Consider the following 20863-nt stretch of genomic DNA (forward strand, 5'->3'; position numbering starts at 1 on the left):
CACATTAATTTTCTAGATAAACGATATACTTTCACTCAAAAATGCTTGGTTAAAGAATTCCGTAAAGTTTAAGTTACACCTCTGTTTTGAATAATTATGACAACTCGCCTTAAAATGCCCGTTACAAAAAAATATCATGATTTTGTAATAGAATCTGATAATAATGAGCAGATTGTGCTTAAATCAATTCAAATATGTTGTCCAATTTGTCAATCTCCCCTAGTTGGAGAAGATGGAACAAAAAAGCGAGGAAAATCTCGCGTACAAAGTTATCAATGTCGAAATCCCAAGTGTTCTTTCCTAAATAATGCAAAGCAGGGGAAACAATTTACGGTTTATTCAAGTTTATTCATCAAAAGCATTGTTCAAATGTATTTAGATGAAATTATGACAAAATTGTTTTATTCTCAAGGAAAATTAATCGATATTGCCAAAGATTATTCAATTTCTTCCAGTTTAATGACTTATTTAAGCAAAAAATTTCAAAATATGCTAGATAAACAACATGGACTTCAAAATTTGGTTGAAAAACCGCAGTTTGAACATGCTGTTTCAATCGATGAGACATTTCTGAAGATTAATGGTATCTCGTTTTATATTATTATGGCAACAGGATATGCAACTCACAAGGTGTTAGGCCTCAAAGTGTCTAAAACTCGCACTTGGGAAGATATTCGTGATGTTTTTTTAGAAGCCGACCAGAATTCACAAGAACCTTTGAAAGTAATCACTGCAGATGCATGGGGAGGCACTAAATCCTGTGCAAAAAACCTTAAACGCCCAATAACTTTAATCATGCATCGACATAAAAAACCTTTCGAAGATATCGTTGTTAAACACTATGATTATGAAGAAAACAAACGAAAAATCACTACAATCGGTGTGAAATCTGATTTTGTGAAGAAAAAGGCGACTCGCGAATATTATTATATGGAATCAGTAGAAGATCTTGCAGTAAAAATGAAGAAAAAGCGTGGCAGAAAAAAAGGAACAAAAAACGGACAGGGTAAAAAGAAAAAGAAGCCAAAAACTAAAAAGAAACGAGGTTCTAAAGGATATCGAACAGTATTTGATAAAGGAAAGCGTGGATATGCAAAGATTGACCCGTACCGAAAAACGGTACGAGTCGGTAAAAATATTCTTCCTGCTGTTAGCGCAGCGTTAGAAGAAGTCATAAATCTTTACCCAAAAAGATTCATTCAAAATAATCTTGCAGAGCATAAAAATAGTTTGATTTCGAATTTTTTAGTGTTATCAGGCCCAAAAACAGCAGAAACGATTGAACGAAAAATTCGTGCATTCATCATTTGTCGAAACAATCCTTTAATATTATTTAGTTTGACTTTTAATCATAATTTCCAATCAAATTTCTTAAATACAATGATACGTAAATCTCCTATATTAAAACTCATAGTGTGAGAAAAATATGTGAAAAAGATTAAAAAAGTGGTGTGAATTAGGAGATCCTTCGTTTTAATAATTCATCAAATTCTCTAATTTTTATTCTTATTATTAATATATTAAAAGATCTGAATTTCTCTTTAAATGTTCTCAAATGATTTACAAACATTACAAAATACGCAGATTATAGTAAATATCTTTCTTATTTTCAATCTTTTCCTCTTTAACTTGGAGTATTGAAGATATTATTGTTTCGCCAAATTTTCATTCTGCAAACCTATTATTATTACTAGCCAATACCCGAAAATCTTAATAGCACCCGCGTCTTCATATCACATAATCTATTTTTCTATAGCGAGATGGGCTAGGTGCCAATGCAATGCGCATTGTAGGCAATTCTGGTCTAGGCTGCAGGGCTCATAACCCTGAGATCGGGAGGTTCAAATCCCCCTCTCGCTATTATATTCATACGTAGTTTTATTGTTATTTTACAACATTTTTACATTTTTCTTAAATATCTATACTGAAATTTCGTGATTTTTGATTACTATTTAGAAAACTATCATATAATTCAACAATTAAATTTCTATTAAGATAAGCGAATAAATAGAACGAATTCCTTTGAAAATAGATAAAACGAATAAATGGTATGAATATTTCTTATGAATATTCTCTAGTGCAAGTTTAATAACAAGTGAAAATATTTGGTAAAATATATAAAACAAATAATATATTTAAGGAAAGATCTTTACTTTCTTAATATCGAATTCTGTATTAGAGGATTAAAAATATTGTAATTTTAAATCCTAAGTTATTGATAAAATAATTTTTCTTCTTAACTATATTTAATTTGTGTAACAAAATTATAAAAGTACATTTTATCATGTTAAAAGCAGAAATTTACATACGTAAATGTACATTGAACGACATAGAGGGTTTATTAAAATTACGAAGAGTAATGTTTGAATCGATGAGTTGCTATATTGATAAACAATTATTGGATAAAGCAATTAGGATTTCAAGAGATTATTTTTTAGAATGTATTCCTTCTTCCATGTTTATAGGATGGAGTGCGAAAATACAAGAAAATCAAGCAATTGAGGCAGGATGATTAGTCATAGATAGACATCCTCTTGGACCGAACAATTTATCTGGAAAAATAGGATATATCTTGAATATTGTAGTTATTGAGGAATACAGAAGACATGGAATTGAAGAAAAATTTATGAGATCTATAATCTTGTATATGAAAAAGCAAAATATACCAATTGCTACTCTCCATGCTACTGATATAGGAAAAACACTATTCCAAAAATTAGGATTTAAACTTAGGAATAATTATATGGAAAAAAGAGATTAGGTTTAATTTATTCTTTATTCATATTTAAAAAAGAATTAATAGATATAAAAAGAACTTTGACTCAAAAACTGAGAGTTTCAAGGCAACTACATATTTAATTTTTCAGAAAACCATGCAGGAGTTAAAAAACCCCATCCATTTATCACCAATGGAATTGTTTCAATGATTTCTGCTAACCATGTTAAACCCCAAACAGGATCACTTCCAAATTGAGCCCAAATTGGGCGAATAAATTGTAAAATGATGAATAACAATTGCCCAAAACCAATCAATAATGAATTAATCTCAGGCATTCGTCTTTTTTGATAAATTATAAAGAAGGAAACTACTGATAAAAGTACAGGAACAACTGTAATCGAAGCACTAACTAGTAAAATCTGCGCATATGTTTGACACACAAGAATTGCAGTAATACTGCTGGCGCTGAAAGATGATGTGATAATAATCTGCCATTTCGGTTTATCATCCATCCAAATTTCCAACATAATTATTACATACGGAATAATTACTAACAGTGGGCTGAAAAAGAAGCGTATTTTTATCAAAAATAATCCATAAGGCGAGTTAATTTCAGATAAATTTTGAAATGGTTGCCCTCCTGCAAGATAATAATAAACCATCAAATCATAAATTTTTCCAATGGCATACATAATAAAAGTAATTCCCATTAAAAACGGAAAATCTCCAATATAGCGTTTTTCCTGTCTAAACCAGCGATGAAGCATGATGTAAGCTAAGATTGATAGTCCTAGAAGTTTTAGACCAGTCCCTAATAATATTAAATTAAATCCTTCAAGCATTTAAATCATCAAATAGTCTTTATGGGAATAATTTTAAACTTCGATATTCTTTTTTATCATTGCACACTTTTGATTTTTTTTATCCATTTTTTCTTTTTATTCAAAAATAGGAATTTTCTTAATTTGTGGAAGATTAGATATCGCATGGATTTAAGCGGTTTAGTACTTTCTTTAATTCAGAGCCCATTGTTTATAATCTCATTATCTTTTTGGCTCATTGCATTTATCTTAATAAAAATTTTAGGTAAAAAGCGCGATAATGTTACTCTTTTCTTTCCTTTTTTAATATTAATTCGATCAAAATGGCTTAATAAATTATTTCATCGAATAGCCAAAAAATCTCCTAAGTTTTGGAAGTTTTTTTGGAATATTGGAATTGTGATCTCATTTATTTTGATGCTTTACGCATTATATTTCTTTGTTTCGAATTTTTTCCAGTTAATAATTAATCCAAAACCCGAAAATGCCATTATGCCATTAATTCCAGGGGTAACTATTGATCTTCCGATGTTTACAGTGATGATAATACCTCTCCTAATTACAATAACAGTACATGAATTTTCTCATGCAATTGCCGCTGAAACTGATGGTGTTCAAGTAAAATCATCAGGAATATTGGGTGCGGGGATATTTTTCATTGTAGGTTATGGTGCTTTCGTAGAAGTAGATGATTTTCAATTAAATTCAAGGGCTTTTTCTTCTGGTACTCGTTTACGAGTCGCAGCTGCTGGTGTATGGTCAAATATCATACTGGCAGGATTTATCTTTCTCCTTTTATTTTTATATCCACAGACAATGCAATTAAGTTATGAAACTCAAGGATTTCAAATTACTGAGGTTGTTACGAACAACGAAGGAGGATATAATGAATTTAATCTTCAAGCAGGTGATATTGTTTTAAAGGTAAATGGTACTTTGATTGACAATTTTGAAGGACCTACATTAACCCAAATATTACTTAATCAAACTGCTGATCAGACAGGTATACGATGTTCAGCAGGTGATCGCCTTATATTTGAATGCTATAATTCGACTTCTCACGCATATTATAGCCGGACTGTAGTGTTAGGAGCGCGATCCTATGTAGGATTTTCATTTGAAAAATACAACACTACTGCATTTAAAGTGACAGAAATAGTCCCAGCAATTCAAGGTGGAAATAATTATGAACTAGATCTTTCTGGAAAAATTTTTACTCATATAAATGGAACTTTAGTAAATTACGATAACAATATCACATTAAATACATTCTTAACTCAATTTACTCCAGATTATAAATTAGTTTTAACTGATGATAGAGGTATAAATATTACTATTGATGTCAATTTTGCACCTCAACTTCCCATGGCTCACGTACTCAGAAATGTGTTTGTAGGAATAAATTTCACGCAAATTGATGCGGACAAAATTCAAATATCACAAATTCTTGCAAATAACTCAGAAGGTGGAATAAATGAAGGAAGAATCCCTGAAGGGACTATTATCACAAAAATAAATGGGATCTTCATCAATCTTGCAAATCAAAGTTTCCGGGATTTTATTTTCGAAAATATTAATCCTCATCCTGGAGATCATTTGATTTTTACTGATGAAACTGGACAAAACTATACAATTAACACTGCAGCTATTCCAGTGATTCCTGTTTATATAGGAATTAGCTCTCGATCATATGGAATTCCAAAAAATTGGTTAGGAAGAATTACTGGTCCAAATTTTCCAATAAAGTATTACCAATTCTTATTCTATACATGGATGATTTCTTTCAGTTTAGCCCTTTTTAATTTACTTCCTGCAGGAATTTTTGATGGGGGAAGAATGATGAAAGAGGTTGTTGCTAAAATTGTAGGAGAAAGATACGATACTAAAGCAATTAAAAAGTTAAGATATGAATTTAATCCAGAAGATCGTAAGCAACATCTATTTACACATAACATACATAAAATCCTTTCATGTAGAATCGCTCCAGAAGAACAGAAATCCACCAATCTTATAGAAAGTCAAACTCAGATTCAAACTAAAATTCAAGATCAAAACCAACCACAAAAAGAGATATCTGAATTAATGACAACTGAATCCACACAAATATCAACTGAAATTAAAGATAGGGACTTAAAATTTAAAGCGATTGATACTTATGGAAATGGTTATATCGATACTATTGAAATTGTTGAGATAAAAGTCCCTTCTCGAAAAACAATTATTGAAGTGGAAGTCGAATTTGAGCATGATGAAAAGGAACTGGTAAAAAAAAGGATTTACAGGGTGATTTCTTGGTTAACTGGGGCCATAATTGCCGCCAGTCTAATAATTTCTCTTGTGAAATTTAACGATACCTTTTTCTGGTTGTAGTATTACTTTTTTTATCTTACCTTTTTTTTTATTATTCATTTTTTAGTATTGCTTTAATTTTTTGTAATTAACAAATAATCATGTTTGAATGCATTCTGAAAAAATAAAGAAAATGAAATAAATCATGCACTGTAACTATTGTGATAATTCTGCAGTATATCATCGTAGAATTTCAAATGAATATGTATGTAAACAGCATTTTATTAAAACTATTGAGAAAAAAATTCTAAAAACGGTGCGGAAGTACCGAATGTTTTCAGCTAACGATAAATTAGCAGTTGGAATCTCTGGAGGGAAAGATTCTTTGGTTGTGCTTTACAATGTTTTACAAATTCAAAAGCACCGCCAATCTCATTCAGATATTCATGCAATCCTAATTGATGAAGGAATTAAGGGTTATCGAGAAGAAAGTTTAGCTATTGCAGTAGAATTTTGTCAAAAATGGAATGTTCCCTTGCATATTGTAAAGTTTCAAGATGAATTCGGTGCAACTTTGGATGCATGTATAAAGAATATTAATAATCTTTCTGTAAATGCTTGCACTATTTGCGGAACTGTTCGAAGACGATTATTGAATGAAAAAGCACGAGAATTAGGTGCAGATTATTTGGTTATTGGTCATAATTTAGATGATCAAGCGGAAACCTTACTTCAAAACATTCTTCGAAATGATCTGACTCGAATAATTCAACACCCTCCATGGGGAAATGAGAAGGATGAAACAGGGATTTTTATTCCTAGAGTAAAACCATTAATGGAGGTTCCAGAATCAGAAATAACACTTTATTGTTATTATAAGGGTTTTCCTATTCAAACCACACCATGTCCCTATGTTGAACCATATTTTGTTTTACGAAAGCATGTTCAAATTTTTCTGAATCAATTAGAAAAACAATCCGCTGAAATTAAATATAATTTAATCCGTTTTCATGAAAAATCGATCAAGATGGCATTTCACAGTAATAATGATGAAGATTCCTATGTAATAACAAAAAGATCTAAAGATTTAGGTTCAAATCCAGTACATTTTTGTAGAATATGCAATGAACCTTCAGGACCTTCACGAGATTTATGTTACTATTGCTATTTGAAATCAGAATTAGGGTTAGATACTGATTAAGAAATCAAGATTTTAACTTTTTTTTAGAATTTTTACCCGAAATTTGATATAAATCGAAAAAAAAGATTCATTTTTTTTTTTGAAAACACATCAACGTCTTTTACGAAAAATGTTAAAATAAATTAATTACATTCGGAAGACATTTAAGGAGAAAAGAAGAAAATATTTTATTATAAGGTTATTATGATTTGATCGGAAGAAAAATGGAGCACAATTTTTTTTAGGTAAAGAAGTAATTATTTTATTTATCACATTAAAAATTAAAATAGTTGATCGGGATGGCTAAGAAAAAACAAAGCATGATAAATATAAAGCCGATTGTTTTCAAAGGCCCTAAATATCTGATTCAAGTTTTAGCCCAACAAGTGGAGGATGTTAAATTTACAAAAGTAATTCAAACATTTGTCTTGGAAAATACGAATATTAAAATGATGGTAGGAAAAGAAGGCAAAAACATTTTCACAGGTGTTGTCAGATGGATTGGGAATCGTACTGATGGAACGCGCGGAACAGTATTTTGCGTCCAACGAGGAAGTAAGGACGGCAGTGAATTAAAAATTATTATTCCAACTGAAGATACAGCCCAAGATATCGGATTAGATCTTTCGAAAGGAATAATTAAAATTAATTCAAAAGAAAGTGTTAAATGTAGTGTATGTGGTAAAGGAATCAGTATTTTTGATGAAGTATTAGCATGTCCTTTATGTAATTCTAAAGCACATTCAGAACATCTTTTAGAATGGATATCTATGAGACACAGCTGCCCAATTTGCAAAAAGGGATTAGAATTAGATGAAGAAAATAACCCCATCCCCGCAGATTAATTTTTGCTACTTTTTTTCTTGTTCTCCATAAAGGAGTTAATATTACATACTAAATCAAGAATTATTGTTAAGAAATTTATTTTTTCATCTTTTGGATAATTCCTCTTATATTTCTTTTTAGTTTTCTTAATTTTATATATTTCATTTATTAATTTTTGAATAATTTTACATAACTATGAGTTTAAAAAATCTTAGAGGAATAATAGTTATGTTTTAATGCAGATTAAAATAAGGTAAAGTGAAGCCACAATGGATTTTGAAGAGACCATTCAAAAAATTATTAATCAATCAGGTTTAACACCTAGTGAAATTAAAGAAAAAATACAAGAACAAATTAAAGAACTCAGCGGGTTAATTGATGAAGAGGGCGCTATTGTTATTGTAGCAAAAAATTTAGGTGTTGATTTAAAAGAAAATCAAAATGCAGCTAATTTAGATGCAGATCAAAAAATTAATGAATTAGCAGCTAATAAAAACGCAAATATAGTTGGAAGGATTGTAAATATCGGCGAAGTGAAGACTTTTAGTAAAAAGGACGGAACACAAGGTAGTTTATTACCATTTATTTTAGAAGATACATCTGGGATGATTCGTTGTATTGCCTGGGGTGAATTTAACACCCAAATTGCGAATGAAAGTGGATTTGTCAAAGGTGAAATACTACGTATTGTAAATGGTTTTGTAAAACATGATCGGAATCAAAAAAGCTTAGAAATTCATATTGGATCTAAAAGTCGCATTCAATTACAACCTGATAACGTTGATAGTCAATTAATCCCAAAAAAACATAATGGAAATATCAAAATCACTAAGATTATTGACATTTCTCTTTCTCTCCCTTTTGCAAATGTAGAAGGGTTGATAACAGGAATTTATGGTCCCAAAACTTTTCAACGAAAAGATGGAAGTGAAGGTAAACGCGCATCTGTAGGAATTCGTGATGATACTGATATTGTTTTCATTACTTTTTGGGGGGATCATTGTGATAAATTAAATAATGTTGAGCCAAATCAATATGTTCAGATTACTTTTCTAACTCCAAAAGTAAACTATCGAGATAAATCAAAAATCGACTTAACTGCTACTACAAATACAAAAATTATTCAAATTAGTCCATCAGATTCAAATGTACCAATACAAATCGAAAAAATCCAAGCAAAAACCCGTACAATCTCTGATTTGACTCAAAAAGGTGGATTTGGCACAATTGAAGCAGTAATACAGGAAATTGAAGAAAACCGTACAATCTCAACCCGAGATGGAAGACAAATTGATTTGATGAAAATTATTATTGCTGATGAAACTGGTGCTCTTCGTCTAAATTTATGGGGAGATAAAGTTGATCCAAACCTTCAAGTTCACCAATCCTATAGATTCAAAGAAGTTTCAGTTAAAATAAATAATTTTTCAAACCAATATGAAGGAACTTTAGCCCGTACGGGTCAAATTGTCCCTATTGAGAGAGCCATAAATACTACATATACAGTAGAACAACCTACGAAATTTGTGCCAGCTAAACAAGCAACCATTGAAGAGATTAACCAGGCAGAATTTTATTCTATTAAAGCAACCTTGATTCGAGACATTCGTAGAATTACAATTTACCGCGCTTGTTCTAAATGTAATCGGAAGATAGATAATTGTCAATGTAATCCACCAGGAGATCAAGTTAATCGAATGATTCTTAATATAAGTTTGGATGATGAAACCGGAATATTACGTGCAACTTTGATGGGCGAAAGGGCTGAAATCTTCCTAAATACAAAAACAGATCGAATTAAAGAATTGGAAGATGCTGGAGAATTAGAACATTTCTTAAAAATGAAAAATCTAGAATTAGTAGGTAAAGAATTTCAGTTTCGAGGAAAAACACGCTATTCAGACTATTCAAATGAATATGAAATGAATATAAATTCATTCCAGGAATTAAATCCCAAAGAGGAGATAGAGAATCTGCTAAAGATCTTAAATTCTACTTAATAATTATATTCTTTTTTCAATTTTTTATATTCTTTTTTTTAGTTTTATTTTTTTTCGATCTTATATTCTTCTGGATAGAATTGATACTTTCTTTTTAAATTATCCCTTTACTGTTTTATTTGTTGACAATTTCCTTAAAAGATCTTATTAACACTATTTAAAGGAGGAATTTTAAGGATGTATTCTGATTATTATTTGGAGAATAATTAGATGCATGAATGTATGAATATTCTACATAATTTTCATAAATATATGAAATTTGGAAGTGATAAATTTGGGAGGACTTAATATTGATGATTATAATGAACAATCGCATATGATTAATAAACGTCGTGAAATGGTTGATAAATTAAAACTATATGGAATTTTAAGGAGCAATTCCGTTTATCAGGCAATGTTGACCATTCCCCGACATTGGTTTGTCCCGAAAAAAATACAAAATTCTGCATACCAAGATTCACCACTCCCAATTGGTAACAACCAAACAATTTCAGCACCCCATATGCATGCAATGATGTGTGAATATCTGGAAATTCAACCAGGAATGAAAATTTTAGAAATTGGCACAGGAAGTGGTTATCATACTGCTTTATTAAGTTTCTTAGTTACAAATAGGGGTAGAGTATATACAATCGAACGTATTAAAAAATTAACTGATCGCGCTGAATTAATCTTTTCTCGCTTAAATTTAACTAATATTTATATGAAAGTTGATGATGGAACTCAAGGATGGCCTGAAAATTCTCCCTTCGATAGAATTTTGGTCACTGCAGCAGGTCCTAATATTCCTCAAGTTTTGATTGATCAACTCTCACCATCTCACGGAAAAATCTGTATACCTGTAGGTAATCGATATGGCAACCAAGAATTGATTCTGGGTGAAAAATCAGGAGAAAAATTTTACACACGAAAGAAATGCGATGTACGTTTCGTTCCTCTTATTGGTAAATTTGGATTCTCTTAAGAATTAGAATAAATTGTCTAAATAAAGACAAATATTCATATAATATGATAAAGCTCAAAATTATCTAAAATGGTTTTTCGGATAGCTGGACGATTAATATTTTTCTCTGTAACTTCGATCTTGTGAATTTTTGCGCGTGTTTCTGGATATTTTGGATTATATTCGCATGAAACTCCTTCCAATAAACTAATTGGAAAAAAACCTACTTTCTGACTAATTTTTATCACATCTAATTTATCAAATCCAATTAATGGTCTAATTACAGGAACTTCTCGATTAATTTGATGTACTACAAACAAATTATCTAATGTTTGGGACGCTTGTTCCCCAAGAATGTCACCATTTACAATAAACTGCGCTCCAATTTCCTGAGCAACTGTCTTTGCTATATCCATCATTGTCCTTTTACAGATTAAACATGTCATTCGAGGCTCACATTGAGTCTGAAACTGTTGTAAAATAGGATCATAATTAATAAACAGTAAATATAAATTCCTCTTGGTCAATTCAACAAGCTTTTGCCCAATTTCCAAAATTTTTATTTGGTTCTTTTTGCGAGCATCTCCTCCATTTAAAAATGAAATAGAGATACAATCCATTCCTTGTCGCATCATCAAATATGTAGCAACTGGGCTGTCTAATCCAGTTGACAAAAGAGAAACAAAATAGGGAAGTGGATTTCGAACAGAATTACTATGCTGAGATGATTTTTCTTGAGACTGATTTATTAAAATCTTTTTTTTATATGCATGATTTTTTAAAGTTTCTTTTTTTTTTTCATTAAAATCTTGAAAAGATATAGAGCTTAACACTTTCTTAAGATGTAAAATCGCCGGTTCTTTTATTCTCACCGTTGTCGATTCTAAATGATTATCTGCTCTATCTTTTTCCATGTTTAATTCACTTTTTTCTATTTGACCTGATTTATTATTATTTTTTTTTCCATTGCTTATCAACATCTGATCTTTATTGAATTTTCCCCTTCTACAGCATTTGTTGACAATTTAAGCTTCTATCTTTGATTTTCTAAATTTCATTAATAAAAATTATTAGATCATTTAATTGCTACTACAATTACATATTTTCCTTTTACTTTTTATCGAGATTATTCTCATCTAGCTATTCTTATTTCTTTATAAGTAAACATTGTTTGTGATATTATGCACATCTTTTGATAATATCCCGTTCATAGTAATCCTCTTGATTAGACAAGCGAGATCATTTCTCATTATAAGAACCTTGAAAACCTCAGTCCGGTAACCTTTTTTACGCAACTCACACCTCATGACTTTGGAAATCAAATTTGGTGACACCCATCCATGCAAAACTTCCGGTTTATCCAATTCACCACACTTCAACCGTCCGATCTTCACAATCCATTATGTATTATAGGAATGCCAGGGATTGCAGATATCGGAAAATTCGCAGTCGATCAACTTATTGGTATCTTTAAAGCCACTAAATATTGTGAAATTATCTTCAATGATTATCCTGCAGGCGCTATTATCGATAACAGCTTGCTATCCACACCTAAAGCAGAGATTTTATTCTATAAAGACCCTAAAGAACAGCAAGATTTAGTTTTCATTACTGCAGACGCACAAGCTATGTCACCTCGGGGAATTTACGAAATATCAGACTATCTGGCTACAATCATCCATAAACTCGGTATCACAAAAGTTCTTTCGCTTGGTGCTTATCCCACCAAAAAAGCAGACCCTGATCAAATTAATATTTATGTTACTTCTACTGATAATGAAAGTATCGAACGTTTATTTGCAACAGGAGAAGCGAAAAAAGTAAGTAAAGGAGTCATTATTGGTTCAAACGGGCTGATTCCAACCATAGCGAAGGCACGATTCGGTATTGAAGGAACGGTACTTTTGGCTGAAACAGATAATGCTGCTGTAATGAATGATAATTTCACAGATTTGCAAGCATCAATTCAATTATTGGAAAAAGTTGGTAAATTTTATGAATTACCGATAGAAAACGCATATAGCGAAAATAGAATTAATGAAATCTCACAAGATTTAGAGAATAAGCGAAAAGCATTGGAAGATGAACTCGACTCATTCCAACCCAAGGTAAAACTCACTGAAACAGATAAATCTCTATATATCTAAGCGATTAGATCTTTTATCTTTTTTGTTTTTTCCTTTATTAATTATATGATATACTTATTTCATCATTTGAATTTCACTAAATGAGAGTGAATAAAGTGAGAAATTTTATGATTATATTCACCCTATTTTCTCATTTTTCCTATCTACTTTTTCTCTAATCTTGATCCGTTCTTTCACACAATTACAATAATTCATCTCCGTAAGTTATACTGAATTTTTCCCGGATTTCTTCAAGTGTAAATGTTTGATTTTGTGGACCCACTGTTCCAATCGTAAACCCAGATATAATCGCTCCAAATCTACACGCTTTAACTAAAGGCATCTGATTATATAATCCATAAAGTAAACCTGCACGAAACGCATCCCCTGCTCCTGTTGTATCAGCTACGTGTTCCACAATCATCGGATGAATATGTTTCTCATTTTCTCCCCAATAACAAACGGCTCCCTTCTCACCTAAAGTGATAATTATCATTGAGTTTAACGCCCTTAAACCTGCTAAATCAGTCTCGAGAATCTCTTCAATTTTTTTCATTTCAAATTCATTCCCGATTATTAGGTAAGCATTAGGTATGATTTCCATCAAATCTTGCTTCTTAAAATAATGCACCATCTGTCCTGGGTCAAATATAAATGGAATTTCTAACTTTATCAATTCTTTTGCCCATGCCACCATCGCTCCAGGATTATCAGGACTCACAGAAGCAAATTGAATGGAACTCTTAGAAATACCATGTTCTACTAACTTTATATCAGAACATCGCTTCATCGCTCCTTCATGGAAGATAATTAACTGATTATGATTCTGATCATTCACAATATAGCAAGTAGCAGTAAATTCATCGGGATGTTCATCGCCCCAAAATTTCACACTTTTCATATTTTTAATACGCTGTTTATAACCCAAAGTATCAAAATCTCTCCCGACACTTGTAATCACTCGTGTAGGAACATCTAATAATCCCAAATTATAGGAGATATTTCCTGCAGTCCCGCCGAAACTCTTTTTCTTTGATTCTGGCATTACGGCCAAATTAAAAATATTCTTTTCAGTGTCAATGCTTAGATTATCATTAAAAATTCCTGGAAATTGCATGATAAAGTCGTATGCTATAGAGCCAAGCACTAATAAAGATTTATTTGACATACATTAGTGAGCATTACATCTCGAAAAAACTTTCATCTTTTACTGAAGAATCTCATTCAAAATTTTCGATTTCTTCAATTAAAGGAAAATTCAACCAAAGATTTTATCTCATGAAATTTGTATGATTATATGATTAAAATACATTCTGATCGATTAAAATGGGGAGAAAAATAGCGCAGGAGACAGGGATCGAACCTGCGACCTGCCGGTTAACAGCCGACCGCTCTACCGACTAAGCTACTCCTGCAAGGTCAAATCTATTAGTTTTACTTGAAGAACTAACAAAAGATAAAATATTCATTCAATTAAAAATTTTTTTGTTCAAAGAGCGAAAAGTTAATTTGTCAGTAATCAGTTATAAAAACGCTTACAAGTAATTGGAATATTCTTTTATTTTTTCCTATAAATTTTATTACTTAATGTTGAAAAATACGATAATATTTTTTTGAAACTTGCATTTTTTCTAATTTTCCAATAAATATATCTATTTCTTTTTGCGAATTAAAAATTATATAGTAGAAAATAGAAAACATTAATTTTTAGCCAAATTTTTTTTCAGATTTCTCAATCTCTTAAAAATTTTTTTTTGATTATCCATAGAAATGAAAAGATGTGGTTGAATATTTAATATTTATAGTCTTTCACCCTATTTATGAATTAAATTGTCGAAATATGTCGGAAGCAGATGTTCTTGCAAATTTTCTAATTTTTGGTTAGAAATCATCGCAAAAAAAATTCCGAAATTAGTGATTCTTTACATATTTATCCTTGAATTGTTTCTATTTCCACATGGTATTAGCAAATAATCATATATCTTGGGAAGAATATCCAGAATGTCCAAACGAACAATGTTCAACACCTAAAGTGAAATATCGTTGGGCAGATGAACTTGATATTCCATTAGATGAAATTCTCCTACGCATAAGATATGAAACACATAAGATTTAAAAAACTTCTTCACAAATTTTGAAATGAGAGTTCAGTGGATTAATTACCTTTATTACTTGTGGATTCTGAAAAAAATATAACTGAACTTGAAATTTCATAACAATTTTGCAAAGATTGAAGACTCAAGGCAATTCACTTTTATTTAAGAAAGGTTGCATAAAATCTTTATGGTTTTCTGAGGTGTTCAGACAAAAATGACGGTTTTACTCTACATTCTCGAAAAATTTTAAAATTATGCCCCATTATATATCGTATTCCAAAGTGAATTCTTAAGCCCACGTAGTGTAGCGGTCAAGCATCTCGGGCCTTCACCCCGATGACCAGGGTTCGAGTCCCTGCGTGGGCACCAATTCTTCTATCATGTAATTATTTATAATTAGATCTTAATTTGGTTAAATTGGGAATATAATTAAATATATCTAAGAATTAGATCGATTTTGATCAACTTTAATATTTATCATCAAAATATCAATGTAATAAAGAAAAAACCAAAAAAATTCATAATTAAAGGGAGATAATTTATCCAAATCATTTATCTTCAAAATTCTTTAAATCCAACATATAACTGAAGAGATAGCAATATTACTTCATACCTATTCACTTCTTGCAACTTTTAATGCTTTATGATTTTTTTTTTATTTAATCAATTTAATCTGATAATATTTTTTCATAGAGTAAATGGTTAACTAAAAAAAAAGGTGCGATTCTTCCATTTTCAAACTCCATGATTTGATGTTTATCCGAAAGAAGAAGGTGAAATCCATATTTTTGATAAGCATGCTGTGCCCATACTGCATCTTTATGAACTAAAAGGCGTATTTTTTTTAGGTTGAGATCTCGAATGATTTTTTCTAGCAAATTCAGCATAATTTTTCCATATCCACGATGGAGACGAGAAGCATCGATAAAGAAATATTCAATATAGGCAAAATCGACGATTTTTTTGAGGGTGACTGCGCCAATTGCATCATTAGGGCACCTTTTTGAATGAAAGTAATAAAATTTGTGTTTTTGAAAAATTTTATCCACCCATAATGATGTCAAGAAATAGGCTTGATGTTGATACGGATTGATAAGAAAAGGTTTAATACGTTCATAATTAGAATTAATAACTCGAATAAATTTATCCATAGATGAACGTTCAAGCAACGTTAAATAAAAATCATTATTAAGATTAAAATCAGAGTTAAAAGCCATGATTTAAGTATTGAGTGCATTACTAAAAAACATAAGAAAAATCATCAAAATCTAAAAATAGTTTAGCATTAATAATTACATTGATAAAATACAGATATTGATATATAATAAGCAAAGAAAAGCATAGATAAAGGGTAAGAGGCTGGAGTGACTGTAAATTTATGAACGCATTTGAAAATCAATTTAAACATCTTGATCAGGTAAATAAGGAAAGAGGATTTCAATACACAGTGAAAGTCATTCCGAATATTTCTGATTCAATCATTCTAAAAAAAAAAATAAGTCAAAAACAATCAGAATTTATCATAAAAAGTCAAATGGAAAAAAATAGAAGGCTTTCAGCTAATTCTGAATTATTAAAGAAGAAAAAAGAAAAGACATCAAAAAAAAGAAAAATAGCCAAACAAGAAATATCTCAGTTCGCTTCACCTGAAATAAAATACGTGAGAAAATCTAATAAAATATATACTGAAACAAATGTATTAGATGCCACTTTTGCCCGACTTCGATTACTTTTTACTGAATTTGATAATATAAGTTTTGCCATTAGCGGAGGTAAAGATTCTGGGGTAACACTCCAACTTGCTAATATGGTGGCGACAGAAATGGGCAAAAAGTTTTCTGTAATGTTCATTGATTTTGAAGCCATGTATATGGAGACCGCTCGCTTTGTGGAATCATTACGTGAAGAAGTGAAACCGAATTGTGAAAATTTTTATTGGATTTGTTTGCCATTTTGTGAAGATAATGCCACTTCTGCTTTAAATCCAGAGTTTATTACTTGGGATGAATCTGCAAGAGAATATTGGGTACGAGACATTCCTGAAGAGGCAATTACTTGGGATAATAATCCATTTCCTTTTGCTGAAAATATAAATGATTTTGATCGCTTTATTTTTCAATACTCACAATGGCTTCATAAAACGAAAAAAGCTAAACGAACAGCAATAGTTGTAGGAATTCGTACCGATGAATCTCTCCGTCGCTTTTTAGCTGTAGCAAACCGAGATAAACCCCGTTATAAGGGATTATTTTGGACTACAGAAATATTACCAGATATTTACAATGCATATCCAATTTATGATTGGAAAGTAGAAGATATTTGGGGTTGTGTAGCAAAATTTGATTTAGATTATAATCATGTTTATGAAGACATGTATAAAAATGGGGTTCCTCTTTCACTCCAGAGAATATGTCAGCCGTTTGGGTCTGCCCAAAAAGCAGGATTGGATCAATATCGAGTAATTGAACCAGAAACTTGGGAACGCTTACTCCAACGGGTGGAGGGTGTTAATTTTGGTGCAATATATTGTCGCACATCTCTATTAGGAAACCTTACATCAATGAAACCAGATCATTTAACTTGGCAACAGTACACGGTTTTTTTACTTGAATCTATTGGAATTTATGAACCTTTAATAATGCGACGTTATTATGAGAAAATAAAATATTATATGCTTTGGTGTGAAAAGAATCTGGGAATCCCCTATGGGAAAATGCCTGATGCAGGAAGGAGTAAATCAGTTTCTTGGCAAACAATTGCTCGAGCGATTGAAAAAAATGATTTTTATATGACTTATTTGGATTTTGGATATGATAAAGCCGGAGACGAACTTTTAATTAAACTACGTGAAAAACATCGATTAACAGGAGATGGACATATTCAACGTAAATTACGAAAGAGAATCGAAGCAATAGAAATTGGAAAAAAAAAGATTAAAGATGAAAAAGGAGATTTAAAGCCTAAAACTGACATAAATATAGAGATTGAATGAATCACTAAAGAAAAGAGACTCGCTTATTTTATAAAAAAAAGTAAATATGATTATGAAAGATAGAGTCATGAAAGAAAACAAAAAATGTGAATAATATGATGAACAATATAAAAGAGATCATAAAATCTATTCAGAAAAATCTAGAAAACATGTCATTTGAAGAACAAGTGACATATTTGAATGAATTGCGCACTCAAATCGCACAGTTTTCCCCATTTAGTGAACCTGTTGATACAGTATTATGGATTCCTATAGAAAAAATACAAGCAAATACTTACAATCCAAACCGAGTTGCACAACCTGAAATGAAACTTCTTTATGAATCAATCAAATCTGATGGGTATACACAGCCAATTGTCGCTTATCGGCTAGAAAACGGCAATTATGAAATTGTTGACGGATTTCATCGTAATCGAGTTGGTCGTGAATTCAAAGATATTAAAAAACGAATAAAAGGCCATCTTCCCTTAACAATTATTGATAAACCACTGGATGAACGCATGGGATCTACTATTCGACATAATAGGGCCAGAGGAACACACCACATTCGTTCCATGTCTGATATAGTACTCGATTTAGTTCGACAAGGTTGGAGTGATGAGAAAATTTGCCAAAAATTAGGAATGGATAGAGACGAAGTCCTTCGATTAAAACAAATTTCAGGATTAAAGGAAGCATTTACTAATCATGTCTTTTCAAAATCTTGGGATGATTTTGAAACGCGTTATTATCCTAAAGAAAAGGGAAAAGTGAATAAAACAGTTGCAAAAAAACCAGTTCGGAAAAGAATAACACCTATCGGTTAATCTATATCATATAGATGAAAAAAGCAAGGAAAAAAAAAATTTGTTGTTCTAAATTTTTTTATTCTTCATATTTTGATTTTACAATTACATTAATACTATTTATGAATTTTTTGGTTATATGATCTTCACCAATTACCTCAATAATAGAATGGGCAATATTTCTTGCTTCACATAGCACTGGGACTGCACCGTACATCATTGGAAATAAAGAAACAAATGAAACGGGCAAAAGAATTTCACTGCCACTATCTGAATCTTTAAAATGCAGTTTTCCACAAGGATTGCTGAGAATACCATAAAAATTCTCTGGATCTGGACCAGATACACAAAGATATGAAACTAAACCTCCTATATTCATAGAATCTGCTTCTTCTACCATCTTTTGAAAACCCACATTAGCATTTGCGCTAAAAGCATCTACTGACAACAAATTGACATCATCAGGAGATAAATCTCTTGCATCTATTGTTAGTCCGCTTGAATTAACTAATCCGTATTCAATGAAAATTGGATTTTGAATTGAATCCAATATAGCAGAAATATTCTGATTTAATTCTAGGGATTGATGATTTGATGGGGCATAAGATACAAATGGAATTTCAGTGCCCATGCTACTGAGATATATCGCGCCTCTTACATTATTACTGAATTCTTCTATTTCAGATTCACTGATCTCTCCTGAACCAAAGAAATTATGAATTTCTTGCCGTAAATGATAAATACTTGATCCAATACTATCCGCATCTAAAGGCCAATCCAGATTATAATCATGAACTATAGTTAAAAGAGTCTGTTGAATGCGAATAGTTATAAGACAAATTTTTTCAAAAAAAGAAAAGGCGATAATTTGATCTTGAATCCCTAAATCAGTCCAATTTTCTTCACTTGATGAAAAAGCAGCAGATGAAACACTTGTTATGGCATTACTATCAAGGATTAAATCTGTACTACGACCTGTTTTAGCAATACTCAGCCCATTTTCATCTGATAAAAGCGCCATAATTGTTGCTTTTGAAGAACGGATGATTGTAGATAAATGTTTTACTAAACTTTCTCTAACACTCATAATTATCAGCTTCGCAGTGCAATATTTTGATTAATAATCTAAGTATTACTAATATACTAAATAAGAATACCGTAAAAATTTCAGTATCCTATAATTAAATTAACATCAGCTGAATTATTTTAGTTAAAATTACTATTTTTGAATTAGTATTATTTTATAACAAGTTTGATTTTCATCTTGATTGAGATATAGCAAAAAGCCATGACTAATAAAAAAAACTTGGTGATATTTACCATTGAGTTTAGTATTTCGATTTTTTTACCTCAATATATGAAATATGCGGGGAGAGGGCTTCGAACCCTCGCGGCGCTATGCACTGGATCCTAAGTCCAGCATCGTGGACCAGACTTGATTATCCCCGCGTCTTTCAAATGCAAAACTGTTTATGGTAGTCAACGTTTCTAAACATATAAAAATTCCCTCATAAAAAATGGAACCTCAAGAACCTCGTTTATTTTGTTTATATCTTAATCAAGATGATCCAAAGAAAAATACTGTTGTTAAGCTAGCAAAATTTAGTTTGGTTAAAATGGGAAAAAAATTACAGCAATTTCCGAAAAAAGCAATTATCTTGGATCCTTTCGCAGAAAAAGAAATTTCTCAATATGATCATATTTCGATTGCACAATATGGAATAATTGTAATAGATTGCTCGTGGAAACAAATTGATACGGTTTTCACCCATAAATTCCAAACTGGACGCAGACTCCCACATTTACTTGCAGCTAATACAGTAAATTATGGAAAATGGGATAAACTAAGTTCTGCAGAAGCCTTAGCAGCTGCTTTATATTATTCAGGATTCCCACAAAAAGCGTACAATCTTTTAGAGAAATTTAAGTGGGGAATTACTTTTTGGGAAATTAATCGCAATTTTTTACCCAAATATGAGTAGTTCTAATTCTATCTATCTTTTATTTTAAAATCAAAGAAAAGATAAAAAGATGTAGCTAATGGGGGTAGTGCCCCCTTTTAGAGAGTATTTTAATTTTTTTTATTC

The 20863-nt window shown here is 30.9% G+C and carries 18 protein-coding genes and 4 tRNA genes; 15 read left to right on the forward strand and 7 right to left on the reverse strand.

Annotation, left to right across the window (positions count from 1 at the left end; genetic code table 11):
• Nucleotides 1–96: 96 nt before the first annotated feature.
• From ACXLDF_RS02340 to ACXLDF_RS02355, 4 genes are all read left to right on the forward strand, one after another.
• A complete protein-coding gene (locus ACXLDF_RS02340) occupies nt 97–1419 on the forward strand; it encodes a hypothetical protein (RefSeq protein WP_457556885.1) in 1323 nt (440 codons plus the stop codon).
• Nucleotides 1420–1754: 335 nt separating this feature from the next.
• Nucleotides 1755–1860, forward strand: a tRNA-Met gene (locus ACXLDF_RS02345).
• 424 nt (nt 1861–2284) lie between these two features.
• Nucleotides 2285–2512: a hypothetical protein gene (locus ACXLDF_RS02350; protein WP_457556886.1), complete on the forward strand. Its 228-nt coding sequence runs from the start codon at nt 2285–2287 to the stop codon at nt 2510–2512.
• Nucleotides 2513–2560: 48 nt separating this feature from the next.
• Complete coding sequence (locus tag ACXLDF_RS02355) at nt 2561–2761, forward strand: GNAT family N-acetyltransferase (RefSeq protein WP_457556906.1); 201 nt, start codon at nt 2561–2563, stop codon at nt 2759–2761.
• 86 nt (nt 2762–2847) lie between these two features.
• Here ACXLDF_RS02355 and ACXLDF_RS02360 read toward each other — a convergent pair whose 3' ends face one another.
• Entirely contained in the window at nt 2848–3561 is a 714-nt protein-coding gene (locus tag ACXLDF_RS02360) for a hypothetical protein (RefSeq protein WP_457556887.1), read from the reverse strand.
• A 144-nt stretch (nt 3562–3705) separates the two neighbouring features.
• On the opposite strand from ACXLDF_RS02360, the gene ACXLDF_RS02365 reads away from it, so the two are divergent.
• The 5 genes from ACXLDF_RS02365 (at nt 3706) to ACXLDF_RS02385 (ending at nt 10798) form a co-directional block, all read left to right on the forward strand.
• Entirely contained in the window at nt 3706–5910 is a 2205-nt protein-coding gene (locus tag ACXLDF_RS02365; protein ID WP_457556888.1) for a site-2 protease family protein, read from the forward strand.
• A gap of 124 nt (nt 5911–6034) precedes the next feature.
• A complete protein-coding gene (locus ACXLDF_RS02370; RefSeq protein ID WP_457556889.1) occupies nt 6035–7030 on the forward strand; it encodes a tRNA 2-thiolation protein in 996 nt (331 codons plus the stop codon).
• Nucleotides 7031–7308: 278 nt separating this feature from the next.
• Nucleotides 7309–7854, forward strand: coding sequence for an RING finger protein (locus ACXLDF_RS02375; protein ID WP_457556890.1), 546 nt, complete (start codon nt 7309–7311; stop codon nt 7852–7854).
• A gap of 249 nt (nt 7855–8103) precedes the next feature.
• Entirely contained in the window at nt 8104–9834 is a 1731-nt protein-coding gene (locus tag ACXLDF_RS02380) for a hypothetical protein (RefSeq protein ID WP_457556891.1), read from the forward strand.
• Between the two features lie 274 nt (nt 9835–10108).
• A complete protein-coding gene (locus tag ACXLDF_RS02385) occupies nt 10109–10798 on the forward strand; it encodes a protein-L-isoaspartate(D-aspartate) O-methyltransferase (protein ID WP_457556892.1) in 690 nt (229 codons plus the stop codon).
• A gap of 35 nt (nt 10799–10833) precedes the next feature.
• Here ACXLDF_RS02385 and ACXLDF_RS02390 read toward each other — a convergent pair whose 3' ends face one another.
• The gene (locus ACXLDF_RS02390; RefSeq protein ID WP_457556893.1) at nt 10834–11691 is read right to left on the reverse strand and encodes a tRNA sulfurtransferase; all 858 of its coding nucleotides are present in this window, start codon (nt 11689–11691) and stop codon (nt 10834–10836) included.
• Nucleotides 11692–12117: 426 nt separating this feature from the next.
• Between ACXLDF_RS02390 and ACXLDF_RS02395 the strand changes: the two genes are divergently transcribed.
• Nucleotides 12118–12924 carry a PAC2 family protein gene (locus ACXLDF_RS02395; RefSeq protein WP_457556894.1) on the forward strand — a complete coding sequence of 269 codons (807 nt, stop codon included), beginning with the start codon at nt 12118–12120 and terminating at the stop codon, nt 12922–12924.
• Nucleotides 12925–13105: 181 nt separating this feature from the next.
• Here ACXLDF_RS02395 and ACXLDF_RS02400 read toward each other — a convergent pair whose 3' ends face one another.
• Complete coding sequence (locus tag ACXLDF_RS02400; protein ID WP_457556895.1) at nt 13106–14071, reverse strand: carbohydrate kinase family protein; 966 nt, start codon at nt 14069–14071, stop codon at nt 13106–13108.
• A 174-nt stretch (nt 14072–14245) separates the two neighbouring features.
• Nucleotides 14246–14318: transfer RNA gene (locus tag ACXLDF_RS02405), tRNA-Asn, on the reverse strand.
• Between the two features lie 542 nt (nt 14319–14860).
• Here ACXLDF_RS02405 and ACXLDF_RS02410 point away from each other — a divergent pair.
• A complete protein-coding gene (locus ACXLDF_RS02410) occupies nt 14861–15019 on the forward strand; it encodes a hypothetical protein (protein ID WP_457556896.1) in 159 nt (52 codons plus the stop codon).
• 273 nt (nt 15020–15292) lie between these two features.
• Nucleotides 15293–15368: transfer RNA gene (locus ACXLDF_RS02415), tRNA-Glu, on the forward strand.
• A gap of 299 nt (nt 15369–15667) precedes the next feature.
• Here the strand turns inward: ACXLDF_RS02415 and ACXLDF_RS02420 are convergent.
• Complete coding sequence (locus ACXLDF_RS02420; protein WP_457556897.1) at nt 15668–16216, reverse strand: GNAT family N-acetyltransferase; 549 nt, start codon at nt 16214–16216, stop codon at nt 15668–15670.
• A gap of 161 nt (nt 16217–16377) precedes the next feature.
• Here ACXLDF_RS02420 and ACXLDF_RS02425 point away from each other — a divergent pair, with 161 nt between their 5' ends.
• Nucleotides 16378–17991 (forward strand): DUF3440 domain-containing protein, encoded by a 1614-nt coding sequence (locus ACXLDF_RS02425; protein ID WP_457556898.1) that lies wholly within the window; start codon nt 16378–16380, stop codon nt 17989–17991.
• Between the two features lie 95 nt (nt 17992–18086).
• Entirely contained in the window at nt 18087–18797 is a 711-nt protein-coding gene (locus ACXLDF_RS02430) for an IbrB-like domain-containing protein (RefSeq protein ID WP_457556899.1), read from the forward strand.
• Nucleotides 18798–18855: 58 nt separating this feature from the next.
• Here the strand turns inward: ACXLDF_RS02430 and ACXLDF_RS02435 are convergent, their stop codons facing one another.
• Nucleotides 18856–19863, reverse strand: a complete 1008-nt coding sequence (locus tag ACXLDF_RS02435; protein ID WP_457556900.1) for a hypothetical protein — start codon at nt 19861–19863, stop codon at nt 18856–18858.
• 278 nt (nt 19864–20141) lie between these two features.
• Nucleotides 20142–20225, reverse strand: a tRNA-Leu gene (locus ACXLDF_RS02440).
• A 68-nt stretch (nt 20226–20293) separates the two neighbouring features.
• Here ACXLDF_RS02440 and ACXLDF_RS02445 point away from each other — a divergent pair.
• Nucleotides 20294–20758 (forward strand): DUF367 family protein, encoded by a 465-nt coding sequence (locus tag ACXLDF_RS02445; RefSeq protein ID WP_457556901.1) that lies wholly within the window; start codon nt 20294–20296, stop codon nt 20756–20758.
• The last annotated feature ends 105 nt before the right edge of the window (nt 20759–20863 follow it).

This window comes from Candidatus Harpocratesius sp. (assembly GCF_054039255.1).